We start from the raw sequence: 16,831 nt of genomic DNA on the forward strand, positions 1-16,831 counted from the left end.
ATAAGTAATTTTGGGCAGAACGGACTCTTACGGAAGGCACGGCCGATATGAGCATGCTCCAGGCAGGTAACAGGCTCGAATTGCCAGGCTCGTTGGAAACGCAGCTTTACGATTACCGACGGCGCGTGTGGGTCGTTAAATCGATCGAGGCCCTGGGCGGCGCCATCTTCGGCATCCTTATCTCGTACCTGACGCTGTTTGTGCTGGATCGCCTTATCGACACGCCGGGCTGGGCCCGCGTGGTGACATTTTGCGTCGCCATTGCCGCCTGCGGTGTGGTGCCGGTTTATTTCCATCGCTGGATTTGGCGGCAGCGGCAGTTGCAACAATTGGCAAGGCTGTTGAGCCGGCGCTATCCGAGCATGGGCGACCAGATGTTGGGCGTCATCGAGCTGGTGCGCAACGATTTCGAGCAACATCGTTCGCGTGCCTTGTGCGAAGCGGCGATTCAGCAGGTCGCACAAGAAGCCGCCAAGCGAGATTTCAACGATGCGGTACCCCATCCGCGCCATCGGGCCTGGGCTTTTGCCGCCGCGGCGCCGCTGGGCATGGCCGTCATCCTGTTCGTCTTGTTCCCGTCGGCCGCGATGAATGCCTGGGCCCGATTTGTCGCACCCTGGCGTCCTGTGCCACGCTATACGTTCACGGCGCTCGAAGAATTGCCGGCGACGCTGATTGTCCCTCATGGCGAGCCGGTGACGATCCCCGTTCGCTTGCGAGAAGATTCGCGCCGGGATCCTGACCGCGGTACCGTGCAACTCGGAAATCAACCGGCGGTGGAAGCCGAGCTACGTGACGGCGTATACGAATTTGAGCTGCCGTCCCAGATCGCGGCGGACACACTGCAGGTGCGCATCGGTGACGCCCGGCAAACCGTCGAGCTGGTGCCGATGCTGCGGCCGGAACTTTCAGCCGTGACGGGCGAGATCAGACTGCCGGTATACCTCGGCCGGCCTGAAGTTCAGAACAAAGACGTCCGCGGTGGCGCGATTACGCTGGTGCGCGGCAGCACGGCGACCTTCGCCATTACGGCCAATCGCGACCTGAAAAGCGCGACAGTTGACGAGCAGCCCGCCGCTCCATCGGGCCCATCACTGACGACAGCGCCCGTCAACATCGACGAGACGCGCACGCTCTCCTTCCAATGGCAAGACGAGTTCGGCCTTGCGGGGCGCGAGCCCTTTAACATTGCCATCACGGCACGAGATGACGATCCGCCGTCGTTGGCTTGCGATGATTTGCCGCGCCAGAAAGTGGTGCTGGCTTCGGAAGCACTGGCTTTCAAAGTCCGCACGATCGACGACTTTGGCATCAAGCTCGTCGGCATCGAGTGGGAAGGAATGGATCAGAACGCCGCGGCCCACGTGGCGAAAGGAGAGCGGACGCTGGCCGCGGGCGGCAACGACAAGGAATTTCTCGACGTCGCCGGTACGTTTTGCGCCGATTCTCTGGAGATCGAACCACAACCTCTCGCGGTGCGCTTATTTGCCGAGGACTATCTGCCGAATCGAGAGCGAGTGTACTCTCCGACTTTTGTCTTGTACGTGCTGTCGGCCGAGCAGCATTACGTCTGGCTTACCGAGCAGTTGAGCAAGTGGCATCGCCAATCGCTGGAGGTGCGGGATCGCGAATTGCAATTGCACCACACGAACGAGCAATTGCGAGCGCTGCCGCCCGAGGAGCTCGACACGCTTGAGACGCGCCGCCAAATCGAGAATCAGGCCGCCGCCGAGCGTGCCAACGGCCGGCGATTGACGGGTCTGGTCGGCAGCGGTGAGGACCTGGTGCGGCAAGCCATGCGGAATCCCGAGTTCGGCGTGGGCCACTTAGAAAAGTGGGGTGAGATGCTGCAAATCCTCAAGGACATTTCGGCCAACCGCATGCCGAACGTCGCGGATCTATTGAAGCAGTCTGCGCAGGCGCAGGGCACATTGGCCAAGGCCGCCACACAGTCGCCGCCGACGGCCGGAAACGTTCACCTTACGCCGCAAGGCAAACCAGCTGCCGCTCCCGAGCCGCAAAAGCCGCAGCCCATGGTTCCGAAGGTCGTAGACGCGGAGTCGTCGCAGCAGCCGGCGTCCAAGGAAGACGACGCCAACGAGCCCGGCAAGAAGGCGTCGCGCCCCAGCTTGAAATTGCCAGTCACGACGATTGCCAGCACACCTCCCAAGAAAGACAAAGAAGAGGGGGAAAAGAAAACTCCCGAGGAAGAGAAGCTCGACGAAGCCGTGGTCGTGCAGAAGGACTTGTTGGCCGAGTTCGAGAAGATCGCCGAAGAATTGAACAAGGTGCTGGCGAACCTGGAAGGGAGCACACTCGTCAAGCGACTGAAGGCCGCCTCGCGCGAGCAGTACGTTGTTGCAGGAAAAATCGGCGATCAACTCGGCGATACCTTCGGAATGCGCGGCCGCGCGGTCGACGGTCCTGCTAAGACCCTGCACGAGTTGTCCGATGTCGAAGCGGCCAGCAGCCAGAACGTGTCAACGATCATGGACGACATGCAAGCGTATTTCGAGCGTCGCCGGTTCCAACGCTTCAAGACCGTGCTCGATGAAATGCGCGAGCAGGACGCGGTCGGTAGCTTGCGCCAATTGGGAGAGGACGTCCGGCTCGAAACCGGCATGTCGATGGCCCAATGTGAATTCTGGTCGGACACGCTGGATCGGTGGGCGGATAATCTTGTCGATCCGGCCTGCGCCGGCCAATGTCCGGGTTGCAAGTCCAAAGGTTGCCTGCCACCGTCGTTGATCCTGGAAGCGATGAAGATCCTCGAAGCTGAGGTGAATTTGCGCGAAGAGACGCGCGTCGCCGAGCAGGCCAAGCCCGCGATCGCAGCCGAGGAATTTGCGACGCGCGCCAGCAAGCTCTCGGTCACGCAGGAAAAGCTCGCCGAGCGCGTCAGGGTACTGAACGAGCAGATCAAGGAACTGCCCAATGCCAAGGAAGATTTTGCCTTCGAGATCGCCTTGTTGGGCCGGGTGAAACAAGTGATGGACGAAGCGTCCGGTATTCTGAATCAGCCCGAGACGGGGAATCCTGCAATCGCGGCCGAGACCGAGGCAATCGAACTCTTGCTTCGTTCGAAACGCATCAATCCGCGTGGCGGTGGCGGTGGTGGATCATCGCCCGGCGGCGGCGGTCAGGGGACGACTAACGATTCGGCCCTGGCGCTGGTCGGCAACGGAATGAACGACAAGGAGGTCCGTGAAGATCGCGGCGTCTCGCAGGCGACGGGCGAATCGGGAAATTCGCTGCCGGAAGAATTCCGCGCAGGCCTCGATGAATACTTCAATCGCCTGGAACGCGAGTCAGGCTCGGAGTGACCTGGCCATGGCAATGCATAAGTTGCGAGTGACGACGGGGAATGCAATTCATCGTTCCGCAGGCGCCAGCCGCACGCTTGCGACACTGGCGATATTGGTTTTGTCGCTGACGTCCATCCTGGCTCTAGATCGCACGGCTTGCGCCGATGAACCAAACGCGCAGCCGGTCGAGATGGAAAACTTTCTTATGCCGGTCGACGTCGCCGAATTGCAAGTCGTCGACGATCAGGAAGGAGCTCAGCTAGTCATCCAAGGCAACCCTGTGATCGCCTTTGCCGTCCAGGCTCCCAACAATCTGCTGGAACAGTTCACCGAGCAGTGGCGACCGACGTTAAACGCGGAATTGAGTTTCGCACGCCTCATCTGCGGCGATATTCCGATGGAGCAGCGCAAACAAATCAAAGCCGCAGGCGATCTGGCACTGTCTAACGTTGCGAAGGCGCTAGTTGAACAGCAACAGCAGGCGCAGCAACAAATGCAGCAGCAGCCTAATTTCTTGGTGCAATGGCTCGGCATGAAGTTACAGCCGCGTCCTATCGTGCCCACGACGCGGATCCGTCAGTCGTTAGCGAAGGCGATCAAGGAAACGGTTGAACCGACGATCTCCGATCGTTACGCGGTCGAGCAGGCTGCGCGACTCGCCCGGCAAAAGCGCGCCGCGCTTCTCGTCGTCATGGCGAGGCTCGATCAGTTTCTCTATCTCACGGTCGATCAGCGGCGCGAGATTTCGGCGTCGATTTCGACTGCGTGGCGGCCTGAATGGGAGAGTTGGCTACACGGCAGCAGCTATCAAAGTAACTATGTTCCGCAGTTTGCCGATCAACACGTAGCCTGTTTGAACGACGACCAGAAGTCGGTCTGGGCATCGTTGCAGAAAGTCGACTTCGGAATTGCAAACTTCGGCCAGCAGGCGCAACTCGATGTCGAATGGTGGGGGGGCCCAAAGCCGATGGGCCCGACGTTCTGGAATATGTTGCGGAAGGCCTTCGAATAAACGACACATCAGGTGCTTGTCTGTGACGATGCCGATGCTCAGTCGACGATTCGTAGCAGTCCTCGTGCTGGCCTCGTTAGGTCTGCCGAACATCACTGCGCGCGCCGCGCCGGACGATGAAGTCGTTCTGGATCTAGAGTCCGAAGGTGACGACCAATTCATGGTTCAGGACTGGAACCTCGAACAATTTATCTTTCCCGGGTGTCAGAATATCGCCGCCGCCTACGAGCAAGCCACGGTTCGGGCAGGGTTACATCTCGACGCGGTGGATCGGGTTTGCTCGCTTTCCGACGATCAACGGCAAAAGCTGGAGCTGGCCGCGCGTGGCGACCTCAGGCGGCTGTTCGACGCGGTAGAAGAACTCTGTACCCGATTCAAAAAGATCAAGGATGACCAGAATGCGTTTGGCACATTCTGGCCCGAGATTCAGGCGATGCAGACCAAGGCGGGGCACGGCCTGGGAGGAGAGAATTCGCTCCTCGGCAAAATGGTTCGAGCGACCCTCACCCCTGATCAGCTAACGGCGTACGAGACCGCACAGAAGGAGCGCGCTCGTCGGTATTACGAAGCCATGATCGAGGCTGCGCTGGTTGATCTGGAGAATGTGGTGCCGCTGACGGACGAACAGCACAAGGCGATCGCACAGCGACTGCTCGACGATACACTGCCACCACTGGTCAGCAGCGACAACAACGGTACTTACGTTCTCTATCGGTTCTCGACTTCGCCGGTTACGCCGCTCAAGACATTGCTTAACGCACGGCAATACGAGGCGTTGGCGAACCACTTGAGCAATTTCCGTGGCACGAAGATGTTGTTGATTCAGCAAGGGATGATTTCGCCCCTTGAGGCTGATGCCCCAAAAAAGAAGAAAGGCCGGCAGACCAACGCGCCAGCAGTCTCGACCCCGGTGACCAACATCGTGCCGGCCGCAGTTGCCGCGCCCTACGAAGTTGCACCGCCTGCCGAGCTGACGCCACCTGCCAAAGATGCCGCGCCGGCCGAAGTAGCGACGCCATTGACACCTTGAACATTGACCAGCAACGTTGCCATTTGCGCCATGGTACTTTACTCGCACAAACCAAGCTTCTGCGTGGGTGTCAGTCACGCTGGCTGTCGGCGCTGCCACACATTTTATTTCTCCGTTCTGCTCATCGCATGGTTCTTGTCGGATTGCGAACTTTTCGCTGTCGAACCGCCAGCCAGGCCTGCCGATGCCGTGGCCGTGCCAGCGCGACAAACCGGGCTCATTGGTTGGCAACCGGCTGTTAAAGCGGTTGCCGCCCCGGTATTCCCGGTCAATGCAGACATGAACCTTCAAGCGGGTGAGCCGATTGGCAACTTGCAACTGCCGCTGAACGACCCGGTCGCGCAGCAAATTGCCCGAGAACTGCAACCGGTGTTGATTGGCGAGTTGGCATTCGTACGGCAGATTTGCGGAGACATATCGGCGCGTGATCGCCAGCGAATCAAAGCGGCTGCCGAATTGGCTTTGCAGGATGCCGCCATGCGCGGATCTGAATCGCGCAAACAGCAAGATCAGCAGCGGAGAAACCGGCAACGCATCATGACAGTTGTTGCACCAATCTCGGTGCTGCGAGAGGGGCTGGCTCGGACTGTGCAAGAGAATCTGGCTGTCGAAGTCAGCGACCGCTACGTCGCCGAGGCCGCGCGCCGGATCGCGAATCGGAAGCGAGTCGCGAGCGGCGTCATCGTGTCGCGCCTGGAAGACATTCTCTATCTCACCGCGGCGCAACGGGCCGAGATCCGTGATTCGCTCAACGACTATTGGGTGACCGATTGGGAGAAATGGCTGCATTTCTCCTATCCGTCACCTTATGTTCCTGCCATCCCTGAAGGGCATCTCGTGACGCTCACCTTCGACCAACGCTCGGTTTGGAATAGCCTGCAGAAGGTTGATCTCGGGGCGTTGTCGCATTCTTCAATGCGTCTGCAACGTGATCCGTGGTGGGAGGAGCGAGCGAAAACTAACCCGACCAGCGAGACCGTATTTCGCATATTACGCGACCGGCTCGAGTAGAATCGTAGTAATGGCATACCCAGATGGGTGAATCTCAACTGAACTCAATCGGATAGAACGAATCCGCAAACGAACGATGCCAAACGCGTGCCTTGCACTGCTGAACTCGATGCCGATTGCGGCGGCCCTGCTAGTCGGGGTCGTTCGTGCCGCGCCCGATGATGTTGTGCAAGGGGCCAATGGCGGTGGAGGCGGGGCGGCTGCCGCCGAGGGAAGGATCTTCGAGCCGCGCATGGCAGCGGGCCCCGCGCACGCGTTCGACCAGGTGATCTTGCCGGGCTTTCCCAGTATCGCGGCCGCGCACACGCAATTGGTTACGCGCATGGAGTTATATTTGGCGATGGTCGATCGCACCTGCCAAATATCCGAGGAGGAACGCACCAAGTTGCGATTGGCCGCCTCGACCGACATTAAACGCATCATTGATTCCGCCGAGGATCTTCGCCGTCGCCTGGTCAATGCACGGGGCGGGCGGGCGGAGTTGGCCCAGTCGTCGGAAGATAGACAGACGCTCCAATCGCGTCTGAATCCCGGTCCGTTTGGCGAAAGTTCACTCGTCGGCAAGACTTTGCACAATTCACTCAACGCCGAGCAACTTGCCAAGTACGAGGCTCATTGCGTCGAGCGACAGCGAGAGCATTATCGTACCGCGATCGAAGCCACGCTATTGGGGCTCGAGGATGTCGTGCCCATGACGGGTAATCAGCACGATGCCCTTATCAACCTGCTGTTGACGGAAACGCCACCACCGCGGATCCGAGGGCCGCTTGACGATACCTACGTTCGATATCAATTGGCAACGTTGCCTGAGTCATCGATCCGGGCGCAATTGGACAAGCGACAGGCGGATTTGCTCGAGGCACAAGTCTCGACCGCACGCAATGCTCGCTCGCTGCTCATCAAGCAGGGGTTGATCGTGGCCGGCGACGTTGAACAAGCCATCGAAGAAGCGAAGAAACTGCCGCAGAATTATCGGCTGATCGAAGAATAATCGTATGACGAACTATCTCCTCCGATTCCGCGTTCGGTTCCTTCACGGCATGGTGATGGTTGTTGCCGTGGCGGCAATGATCGCGGCGAAATCGGAAACGGCACAGGCCCAGCCCCCGACGATCAAGATTGGCGAGTCGGTGCCGCGCGACGTGCGCGAAATCTACGACCGTGGCCTGCAATACCTCGTGACATCGCAAACCGAATCGGGCGACTGGCAAGGGGGCGGCCAACAGGGACCCGGCATCACTGGCATGGCGTTGATGGTCCTGCTGGCGTCGGGCGAAGATCCCAATTTCGGCTTGTACGCCAACAGCGTGCGCCGGGCGTTGCGCAGCATCATCAGCCAGCAAAGCGCCTCGACCGGCATCATGGGCAATAGCATGTACCATCATGGCTTTGCCACGTTGGCACTGGCCGAAGCGTATGGCACAGTCGATGATCGCAACCTGTGGACAGGCACAGAAACGAATCGCCGCACGATCGGGCAGGCCTTGGAGTTGGCCGTACGCGGCGCGCTGACGGCGCAAAACAAGAATCAAGTCGGCGGATGGCGGTATTCGCCGGACAGCCGCGACGCGGATACCTCGGTCAGCGGCGCGGTGCTGGTCGGCCTACTGGCCGCACGCAACGCCGGCATCGAGATTCCTGACGAAGCGATCGAAAAGGCCATCAAGTACTACACTCAAATGACCTCTGACGCGGGGCAGGTCGCCTATGCCGGCGGCTTCGGCGGATTCGACGAGTCGCTGGCCCGGGTGTCGATCGCTACGCTGGTTTATTCCGTCGCCCGGCGCAAGGACCTGCCACAGTTCAAGGCCACGCTGCAATTCCTTACGCAACGCATCGAAAGCAATTCGAATCAATACCCGGAATATACACGCTATTACCAGGCTCAGGCTTTATTCCAGGGCGATGTCGATGCCTGGGAAAAGTGGAACAAGTTGCTGGTTCGCCAGTTGAAAACCGCGCAGGCCGCCGACGGCAGCGTGCGCGGACAGTTCGGACCTACGATCGGCACTTCGCTATCGATGCTCGCGCTGGCCGTGAATTACCGTTTCTTACCGATTTACGAGCGCTAGAGCATGATCGACCGACAGTTACGACGGCAGCATATCGAACGAGAAATCGGGACCGTGATGCCACTGCAAATGAGACGAGGCGATACTTCTAATCGCGCCCGACTTTTCATTGCTCTCATAGCCATGGTCGTCATGGGCCTCGCACCCGCGACAACCGTCGCAGCGGAAGTGCCCGGTCCGGCGCGGCAGCCGGTGATTCATCTCCACGATCGGGATTCGTTGACCGGGCAATTGGCGGATTCCCAGGCCACGGATCGGCTACTCTGGAAATCGCCCGTTTTTGCCAGGCCGCTTGAGATTCCTCTGGCCGCGATCCGCACGGTTCATTTTCCGGTCAACGAACAATTGCCGCAGCCGGCCGGCGAATACGGCATTGAACTCGCCGGTGGTGACGCGCTGTTCGGAGAGTTGGTTGAGCTCACCGCCGATGGTCTGACCGTCAACGCGACGGGGCTGGGGCAACTACACATCGAACGTTCGATCTTGCGACGCCTTTATCGATTGCGGGCTATCGAGCTGATCTTTGCGGGGCCCAACGGCGTGGATGGTTGGAAAACCTCAGGCAGCAACGGGGCCTGGCGCGAGGATCGAGGGCATCTCGTTTCGGACGAGATCGGCGCCGTGATTCGTCGTGATTTCGGCACACCGGCGCTCGCCCGCTTCGAGGTGGAATTGTCGTGGCAAAAGAAGCCGGATTTCGACCTGGCCTTCGGCGTCGGCGACGATCCCAAGTCCGTCTTGCGGGCCTTTCGCCTCGATGTGTGGGACAACAAAATCGTGGCCTGGCGCGAGACGGAACGCGAGGCCGACGTGACCGCGCTAACGCGAATTGAGCCGGGGGCGGGTCGCATTCACCTGCAAATCCTGGTCGACCAGGAGAACGGGCGGATGATGGTCCTTTCGCCGTTTGGCGAAAAGCTCGCGGACCTGCGCGTAGCAACCGGAAAGCCCCAGATCTTCGGCGGTCTGCAGCTCACCAATAAGAGCGGCGACATTCGGCTCGAGCGGCTTCGCGTGGGACGCTGGAACGGCGAGGCGCCGCATGCGATCACCGCCGAGAAAGCGCGGCTGCACATGACCGATGGCACGATTGTCTACGGCCAGGTCGCATCGTTCGACGCTACTCAAAAGCAGTTCGTCGTGCAGTCCGAAGAGGGAGAGAAGCGAATTCCCGAAGCCCAGGTCCAGGATATTGTCGTGGCCAGCGCGGCAGAGCCTGGAGCGCGTTCGATCAGCGCCCTGTTCATCGCCGGCGCACGTGCCAGCGGACAACTGCTGAAAATCGAGCAGGGCAAAGTTTGGCTGCAAAGCCCAGGCATTCGCGAGCCGATTGCCGCACCACTCGACGCGCTTTACGCGCTCACAGCGCTTGAGGGTCAGGCGGCCGACCAGGTACAGGAAAAGGAGATTCCGCTGCCCAGTCGCGAAGGGCGGTTGGAGGTCGACGGAACTCTCTTGCGCGGCTGCCTGATCGAGGGGGCCGACGGCGACACGAGCGGCCTTGTTTGGCAACCACGGCATTGCAACACAGGCAGCCCCCTGGCACCCGAAGTGAAGGGTCGAATCGTGTATCGTGATCGACCATCGCCCGCTAAGGCGCAGGCACGTCAAGCTGGCGCAGCACCGGCTGGTGGTGGCGCAGTAGCACTCGCTGGTGGCGGTGGACTGGCAGCTCGCGCCGTCGCCGCCCCCGGCCAGGAGAAGCAACTCGATACGCTGCCAGGCTCGGGCGGACCGCGACCCAAAGCCGGCGAAGCGGTATTGCATCTACGTTGCGGTGACACGATTCCCGGCACGGTGCTGTCGATTGATGAGCGAGGGATTACGTATCAATCCTCGGTTAGTGATGCCACGTTCGTTGCGCATGACCAGGTGCAAGCTCTCGAGCTGATGCCCGAGGCCAAATCGACATCGATCGTAAAGCAAAAAAAAGAACGACTGTTGACCGTGCCGCGAATGCAGCGTGACAGTCCTCCCACGCACTTGATTCGTTCCGACGACGGCGATTACTTGCGCTGCCGATTGGTTTCGATGAATAGCGAACAACTTGAGGTCGAGGTCCGCCTCGAAACTAAAACCCTGCCGCGCAAGGGCATTGCGCGCATCATCTGGCTGCATCCCGACGGTGCCGAAGAAATCGTCGAGCGACAGATTCCGGCCGGCATGCGCGTCCAAGCGCTGCAGGGGGACGGCAATCGACTGACCTTTTACGCCACGCGTTTTGCGGGGTCGGTCCTCTCAGGTACCAGCGAGCTGTTGGGTAACTGCCACGTCGACGTCGGCACGATCGACGAATTGTTGATTGGCACCACGATCGAAGAGGCGGCGGCCGCGCTCGTGTTTCATCAGTGGAAGCTCACACCCGCGTTGGAGCCACTCGCCAATCCCGACGGCGAAGGCGAGGGGGGCGAGGCGACGGGTTTGGATTCGCCGCTCGTGGGAAAGGCCGCTCCGGATTTTCAGCTCGACATGCTTGATGGGCCACGCTTCGTTCTGGCCGAACAGCGCAACAGCGTTATGGTCCTCGATTTCTGGGCTTCGTGGTGTGGACCCTGCCGGCAGGCGATGCCGCAGGTCGACAAGGTAACGCGCGAATTCGCCGATCAAGGGGTAAAGCTCGTGGCTGTGAATCTCTCAGAGACGCCCGAGCAGATTCGCACGGCACTCGAACAGTTGCAGATCTCAGTACCCGTTGCGCTGGATCGGCAGGGACGCGTGGCCGAACAGTACGGCGCCACCGCAATCCCGCAAACGGTGATCGTGGCGCGCGACGGCACCGTCGCCCGGCTGTTCGTCGGTGGTGGCAACCATTTCGAGGAGCAGTTGCGTGCGGCGCTGCGCAACGTGCTGAACCCGGAGCCACCGGCGAGCGAATCGCCCTGATTTTGCGAGATTATCGTTCACGTAGATGGCCGCTCCGGCCTTCGATTTGAGCAGCCAGCGTGATTGTGCGAAGATGGGGGCCCAGCCAGCAATCTCCCGCCCACGCCGATGCCCGCCATGCAGCGACGCGAATTTCTCCGCTTTGGCCTGACCGGACTCGGCAGCCTCTCGCTGCCCGGCCTGATGCGATTGCGCGCATCATCCGCGGTCGCCGAAAAGCAGCCACGAACGGCTGTCATCCTCGTTTGGCTTCGCGGCGGCTGCAGTCATCTGGAGACGTACGATCCGAAGCCCGAGGCCAGCAGCGACTTTCGCGGGCCGTTTGGCACCATCGAAACGACGGTCCCAGGTCTCCGATTGGGCGAGTTGCTGCCACGGCACGCCGCGATCGCGGATCGGTTCACGATTCTGCGTTCGATGGCCCATACAGGCGGCGGCCATCCGGCCGGATCATTGCAGTTACTGACGGGCGATCCTTCGCCTCAGGACAAGCCAAAGCCGGAGTTCCCTGATTTTCTCACCGTTGCGAACTATCTGCGGTTCGATCCGACGAGAAAGATCCCGAATTTTGTCGGCGTAAACGGCATATCCAGCTACGACGGGTTCGTGATCGCCGGGTCCGCTTACCTGGGAGCACGTTACGAACCATTCCGTGTCACAGGCGATCCCAGCCATCCCGATTTCGCGGTACCCAATATCGGGCTGCGCAGTGCCGAAGACGCTACGAATCTGCGCAACCGTGTCGGACTGCGCGAATCGTTCGATCGCTTGAAGCGCACGATCGACAGCTCGGGCAGCATGCGGGCGATCGATTCGTTCGAGGCTCAGGCCTTGAACCTGTTAACTAGTTCCGACGCACAGCAGGCCTTTGACATCAGCCAGGAAGATCCGCACATCCGCGATCGATACGGCCGCAACGCATGGGGGCAGCAATGCCTGATGGCGCGGCGCCTGGTCGAGGCGGGGGTCGAATTGATCACCACGACGTTCGACGGCCCGTTGTGCGGCCGCGTGGCAAACTGGGACGATCACGCGGTAAATCATCACGTCTTCGACGCGCTGGCGTTCCGGTTGCCGGTTTTCGATCAGGCGGTCACCGCCCTGATCGAGGACATTTACGAGCGCGGGCTCCATGAACGGGTAATGGTGGTCGTGACCGGAGAGTTTGGCCGCACGCCGAGGATCTCTTACGTGGCCAGCAGCGGCGGAGGCGTCGCTAGCGCCGCGCAAGGCGTCGTGCAGCCGGGCCGCGATCACTGGCCGGCCGCTAATAGCATGCTGTTCGCTGGTGGGAATATCCGCACGGGGCAGGTCATCGGTGCGACCGACCGCCGCGGCGAGGAGGTGATCGAACGTCGCTTCGGGGTTCACGACTTCCTGGCCACGCTCTACCGGCATTTGGGCATCGACGCCGCACGCGTCGCGATTCCGAATTTTTCCGGCCGCCCGATACCCATTCTGGGCGAGGGGGAACCGATCCGCGAGCTTGTGGCGAGCGCCTAAAGCAGCGGGCGTTAAAAGCGGCAGCCGAACCCGATATTGTTGAAGAAGCTCGCGGTCTGTTCGTTCAAGCCGAATCCAAAGCGACCACCCAGCTCGAAGTTCGGCGTCAGTAGCACATGTCCGCCAAAACTGATGTATTGCTGACTGATCGATGAATCGCGGTTCGAAGTGACGATGCCGAAGTACTCGGCATGCACGGCCCAACGGTCGTTCAGGGGGATTTTCAGAACCGTCGACGGTGCCCACTGGTTGAAGTCGTCGGTCAGGTTGTTATTCAGGCCGTAGCGCAGCGACGTGTTCAATTGCCAACGGTTGGGAAACGTCCAGCCAAAGACTTCGGCCATTACCAGACGTGAAAAGCTCGACGGTCCCGACGTCGGCGTATATCCCTCGATGATCACTGAGCTTTCGGGGATCCAGCCCGACTGCTGCGTCGTTTCGTACTTGATTCCGTAGAGAACTTTCGATTCTTTTTCGCTTCCGAAATCTTCATCCCCTAGGTCGCTGCCGGCGACGGCCCCTGTCGGCCCGCCAGATTCGTAGTTCCAGCCAAGCCGGATCTCGAAGCGATCCGTAATTCCGGTGCGGATCAGCAACTCGGGCACGCTGTTGGCGTCTGGCACCGAGCGATTGGCGATGAATGAGTACGACGATTCGACCATCAGCCGCCCGCGCCCGACGCTACTGGTGGCGGGGGTGAAAGAATCGCGGTCGGTCTCCATCTCCATGCCGGGTGGATTGAATTCGGTGGGGCGCGCCAGGATGTCCTGCGCACTGGCAGCGAACGGGGTTGCGCTAGCTGCGCAAACCGTGGCCAGAATCAGGAATCGGGCGAGCCGTATCACAGCATGTCCTTTAGGCCAACTCAGAAACAAATTGCTTCGACATCAGGGGATTCTTCGGCCGGATCGACGTGTGGCTCGGCAATGACTTCGGCATGTCGGTGTAACCGGCGAGCAGAGCGTAGCTACGATGCTAGCGCGGCCGCAAAGTTTACCAACGTTCTCTCGGTTTAAGCCGGGAGTCAGGCTGGTCGAATTTCTTCCGTCCAGATTCCAGCCGGATAACCGGTACCGCCGATACTGCCGTTACAACCCGAATGATCGTCACGCCGGCGGCCAGCCGTTTTCCCGCAACGAAGCTCGCCGCCGGCCGGTGTTCGTAACGTCAGCAGATTCCTGCGCACCCGCGCCCGAGACCCACGGAGGCGGCTTAGCTATGCCCTCGTTCATGCGCCGTATGCCTGCGATATTCGTCGCGGGTTTTTGCAGTTTCATTCTCGCCGGTGCTGCGACTGCCAGCCAAGACTTCGCAGGTGAAATTCCGCCCGAACCGGCAGCAGTCGCCGACGTGATCGAAGACGGCGTTATCATGCCGCCGAACGAGGACGACAACGCTTGGCAGGACGGCGCGGTCGAATCCGAACCCATCGGCGTTGGCACGTTTTCTGGCGCCGGTGAAGCACTCGAATATGACGGCTGCACGATCGGGGACGGCTGTGCAACTCCCCGATGCCCCAAACGGTGCCAATGTGCGAAGTGCCAAATCAAGGCAGGGGGCGATCCCTATAACCGTTTGATCCCTCAATCGGGACCGATCCGCGTGCGCGGCTGGGTCGACGGTGGTATTCTCGGAAACACCTCGAATCCCGACAGCCATTTCAATGGCCCCTATAACGCTACCGAAGTCGATAATGGCCAGCTCAATCAGCTCTACTTGATTGCGGACCGGCCGATGGCCGCCGACGGCTCGTGGACTTACGGCGGTCGCTTTGACCTGCTCTACGGCGGCGATTACAACCTGGCCCAATCAACCGGCTTGGAAGTCAGTCCCAACGGCACGCCACGATGGAACTCAAACGAGTTCGACGGACTGGCCCTGCCGCAGGCTTACGCCGAGATCGGCACGAAGAACACCTCGATCAAAGGTGGCCACTTCTACACGGTCGTTGGCTACGAAGGTGTGCAGTCACCGACCAACTTCTTTTACTCGCACGCTTACAGCTACATGTTCGCCGGCCCCTTTACAAACTGGGGCGGCATGTTGAACGCTGTTCGCGGCAATTGGCAGTTGCAGGCCGGCATCGTCAACGGCTGGAACAACCTCGTCCAGCAGCAGAATCACGGCAACTTCCTCGGCAATCTTCGCTACTCGGGCAAGGCGTGGTGGAGCTCGCTGGCTGTCATCACCGGAGATGAATTCAGCAATCCCGGCAATTTGCCCAACGTCACGAACGCCTATACGAACCGTACACGTTACAGCTTCATTGTTGATCTACAGCCGACGAGCCGACTGGAATACGTCTTTCATCAATGGCTCGGCAGCCAGGCCCAGGGCGCCCCGGGGGGCGGCACCGCTCTGTGGTACGGCATCGACCAATACCTCTATTACAAGCTGGCCGACAAATGGCGGATAGGGACCCGCATCGAATGGTTCCGCGATCAGAGCGGCACCCGCGTCGGCCTGACCGAGCAGTCGAACCCCAACAAGGTTCCGCTACCCGGCAATTTCGCTTCGTGGACTTGGGGTGTGAACTGGACCCCCATGAACAACGTCATGCTGCGTCCCGAAATTCGCTGGGATAGCTATCGCGGTCCGGCTAAGCCCTTCGACGATGGGCTACGCACCTATCAGTTCCTGGTCGGCATGGACGCGATCCTGCAGTTCTAGCCGGCAGGCCTCGAAGGCCCGGTCTGCGGCGGCGAATTCTTACTAAATCGGCCGGTCGCGAAGCAGTTTCCGATCCCACGCGCGAAGACCTTCTGTAGACGATTGCGCCGGCGGCGATTACAACGGAATGGTGTCCGGGCAAATGCCCCGCCCACGGTGCAGCAGCCCGTGGCAGCCCGCGATCCGCATCCCGCCGCCTTCGAGGATCTCTTACGGCCATGAAGAAATTCTTCCTGCTCTCGACCGTTTGCTCGTGCCTGTGCCTGCTCGCGGCGTCCCATGCAGATGCCGCGGGTTATGCCTACGAGCGGCAGCAAGACGTCATCTATGGGCGCAAGTTCGGCATGGCTCTCACGATGGACGTGTTCACGCCAAAAGAGTCGAACGGTGCGGCAGTGGTACTGGTGATGAGCGGCGGCTGGGTTTCGAGCAAAGATCAGATCCAGCCGATTTTTGTCTTCGATTTGATGAAGCGGGGCTACACGGTCTTCGCCGTGGTACACGGCAGCCAGCCGAAGTTCACGATACCAGAATGCGTGGCCGACCTGCATCGCGCAGTGCGTTACATTCGCACCAAGGCCGATGACTTTCAAATCGATCCGAATCGCATCGGCATTAGCGGCGCGTCGGCCGGTGGGCACCTGTCGTTGATGATGGGGTGCGCCGGAGAGACCGGCAATCCGAAGGCGAAGGATCCCGTCGATCGCGCGTCGAGCCGGGTGCAAGCCGTGGCCTGCTTCTTCCCGCCAACGGATTTCTTGAACTATGGCAAGCTTGGAGAAAAGGTGCTGGGCATCGAGCCGAATCACCAGTTCAAAGCTCCGTTCGATTTTCACGAGCAAGAGGCAGGCACCAAGCTATTCAAGCCGGTCGACATGGAAACGCGCGAACGGATCGTCAAGGAAATCTCGCCCATCTATTACGTGACCAAGGATGATCCGCCGGTACTTATCATTCATGGTGACGCCGACGAGCTTGTGCCGCTGCAGCAGTCTGAACTGATGGTGGCAAAGCTGAAGGAGACGGGCGTGCCGGTCGAGCTAGTCGTCAAGAAAGGGGGCGGCCACGGCTGGCCCACGATCCTGGCAGACTTCGTCACGCTGGGCGAGTGGTTCGATAAGTATCTGAAGGCGCCTGTCGCGGCCGAGGCACAAGCTGCGAAGTGAGAGCCAGTAAGAGGGCGCTCCCGCCAGTGCCGCGGCTTGCTCACATCGATTCCTCTCCCCCGTGAGAGATAAGTTCGGAGAGGGGGTAGCGCGACGGGCACGCCTGGATTTCGTGCGCGATATCTGGGCCAGGGGTGCTTGGCTGGGCGCGGGCCGTTTCTTTACTTCGCCCTCACCCT

Annotated in this window: 11 protein-coding genes; 10 read left to right on the forward strand and 1 reads right to left on the reverse strand. The window is 60.3% G+C overall.

All coding sequences use genetic code 11. The annotated features are described in order from the left end of the window. Positions 1–47: 47 nt before the first annotated feature. From VGN12_27210 to VGN12_27245, 8 genes are all read left to right on the forward strand, one after another. A complete protein-coding gene (locus VGN12_27210; protein HEY4313172.1) occupies positions 48–3,323 on the forward strand; it encodes a hypothetical protein in 3,276 nt (1,091 codons plus the stop codon). A gap of 7 nt (positions 3,324–3,330) precedes the next feature. Continuing rightward, positions 3,331–4,317: a hypothetical protein gene (locus VGN12_27215; GenBank protein ID HEY4313173.1), complete on the forward strand. Its 987-nt coding sequence runs from the start codon at positions 3,331–3,333 to the stop codon at positions 4,315–4,317. A 34-nt stretch (positions 4,318–4,351) separates the two neighbouring features. After that, positions 4,352–5,347: a hypothetical protein gene (locus tag VGN12_27220; protein ID HEY4313174.1), complete on the forward strand. Its 996-nt coding sequence runs from the start codon at positions 4,352–4,354 to the stop codon at positions 5,345–5,347. A 279-nt stretch (positions 5,348–5,626) separates the two neighbouring features. Beyond that, positions 5,627–6,358 (forward strand): hypothetical protein, encoded by a 732-nt coding sequence (locus VGN12_27225; GenBank protein ID HEY4313175.1) that lies wholly within the window; start codon positions 5,627–5,629, stop codon positions 6,356–6,358. Between the two features lie 76 nt (positions 6,359–6,434). Further along, the gene (locus VGN12_27230; GenBank protein ID HEY4313176.1) at positions 6,435–7,349 is read left to right on the forward strand and encodes a hypothetical protein; all 915 of its coding nucleotides are present in this window, start codon (positions 6,435–6,437) and stop codon (positions 7,347–7,349) included. 4 nt (positions 7,350–7,353) lie between these two features. Next, positions 7,354–8,430: a squalene--hopene cyclase gene (locus VGN12_27235; GenBank protein HEY4313177.1), complete on the forward strand. Its 1,077-nt coding sequence runs from the start codon at positions 7,354–7,356 to the stop codon at positions 8,428–8,430. 132 nt (positions 8,431–8,562) lie between these two features. Beyond that, a complete protein-coding gene (locus VGN12_27240; GenBank protein HEY4313178.1) occupies positions 8,563–11,313 on the forward strand; it encodes a TlpA disulfide reductase family protein in 2,751 nt (916 codons plus the stop codon). Between the two features lie 117 nt (positions 11,314–11,430). Next, positions 11,431–12,816 carry a DUF1501 domain-containing protein gene (locus tag VGN12_27245; GenBank protein ID HEY4313179.1) on the forward strand — a complete coding sequence of 462 codons (1,386 nt, stop codon included), beginning with the start codon at positions 11,431–11,433 and terminating at the stop codon, positions 12,814–12,816. A gap of 11 nt (positions 12,817–12,827) precedes the next feature. Here the strand turns inward: VGN12_27245 and VGN12_27250 are convergent, their stop codons facing one another. Next, a complete protein-coding gene (locus tag VGN12_27250; GenBank protein HEY4313180.1) occupies positions 12,828–13,661 on the reverse strand; it encodes a transporter in 834 nt (277 codons plus the stop codon). Positions 13,662–14,034: 373 nt separating this feature from the next. Between VGN12_27250 and VGN12_27255 the strand changes: the two genes are divergently transcribed. Next, positions 14,035–15,486 carry an outer membrane beta-barrel protein gene (locus tag VGN12_27255; GenBank protein ID HEY4313181.1) on the forward strand — a complete coding sequence of 484 codons (1,452 nt, stop codon included), beginning with the start codon at positions 14,035–14,037 and terminating at the stop codon, positions 15,484–15,486. A 218-nt stretch (positions 15,487–15,704) separates the two neighbouring features. Further along, positions 15,705–16,652 carry an alpha/beta hydrolase gene (locus VGN12_27260; protein HEY4313182.1) on the forward strand — a complete coding sequence of 316 codons (948 nt, stop codon included), beginning with the start codon at positions 15,705–15,707 and terminating at the stop codon, positions 16,650–16,652. Positions 16,653–16,831 lie beyond the last annotated feature (179 nt).

It is taken from the genome of Pirellulales bacterium, from assembly GCA_036499395.1.
In the GTDB taxonomy this organism is placed as follows: Bacteria; Planctomycetota; Planctomycetia; order Pirellulales; family JACPPG01; genus JACPPG01.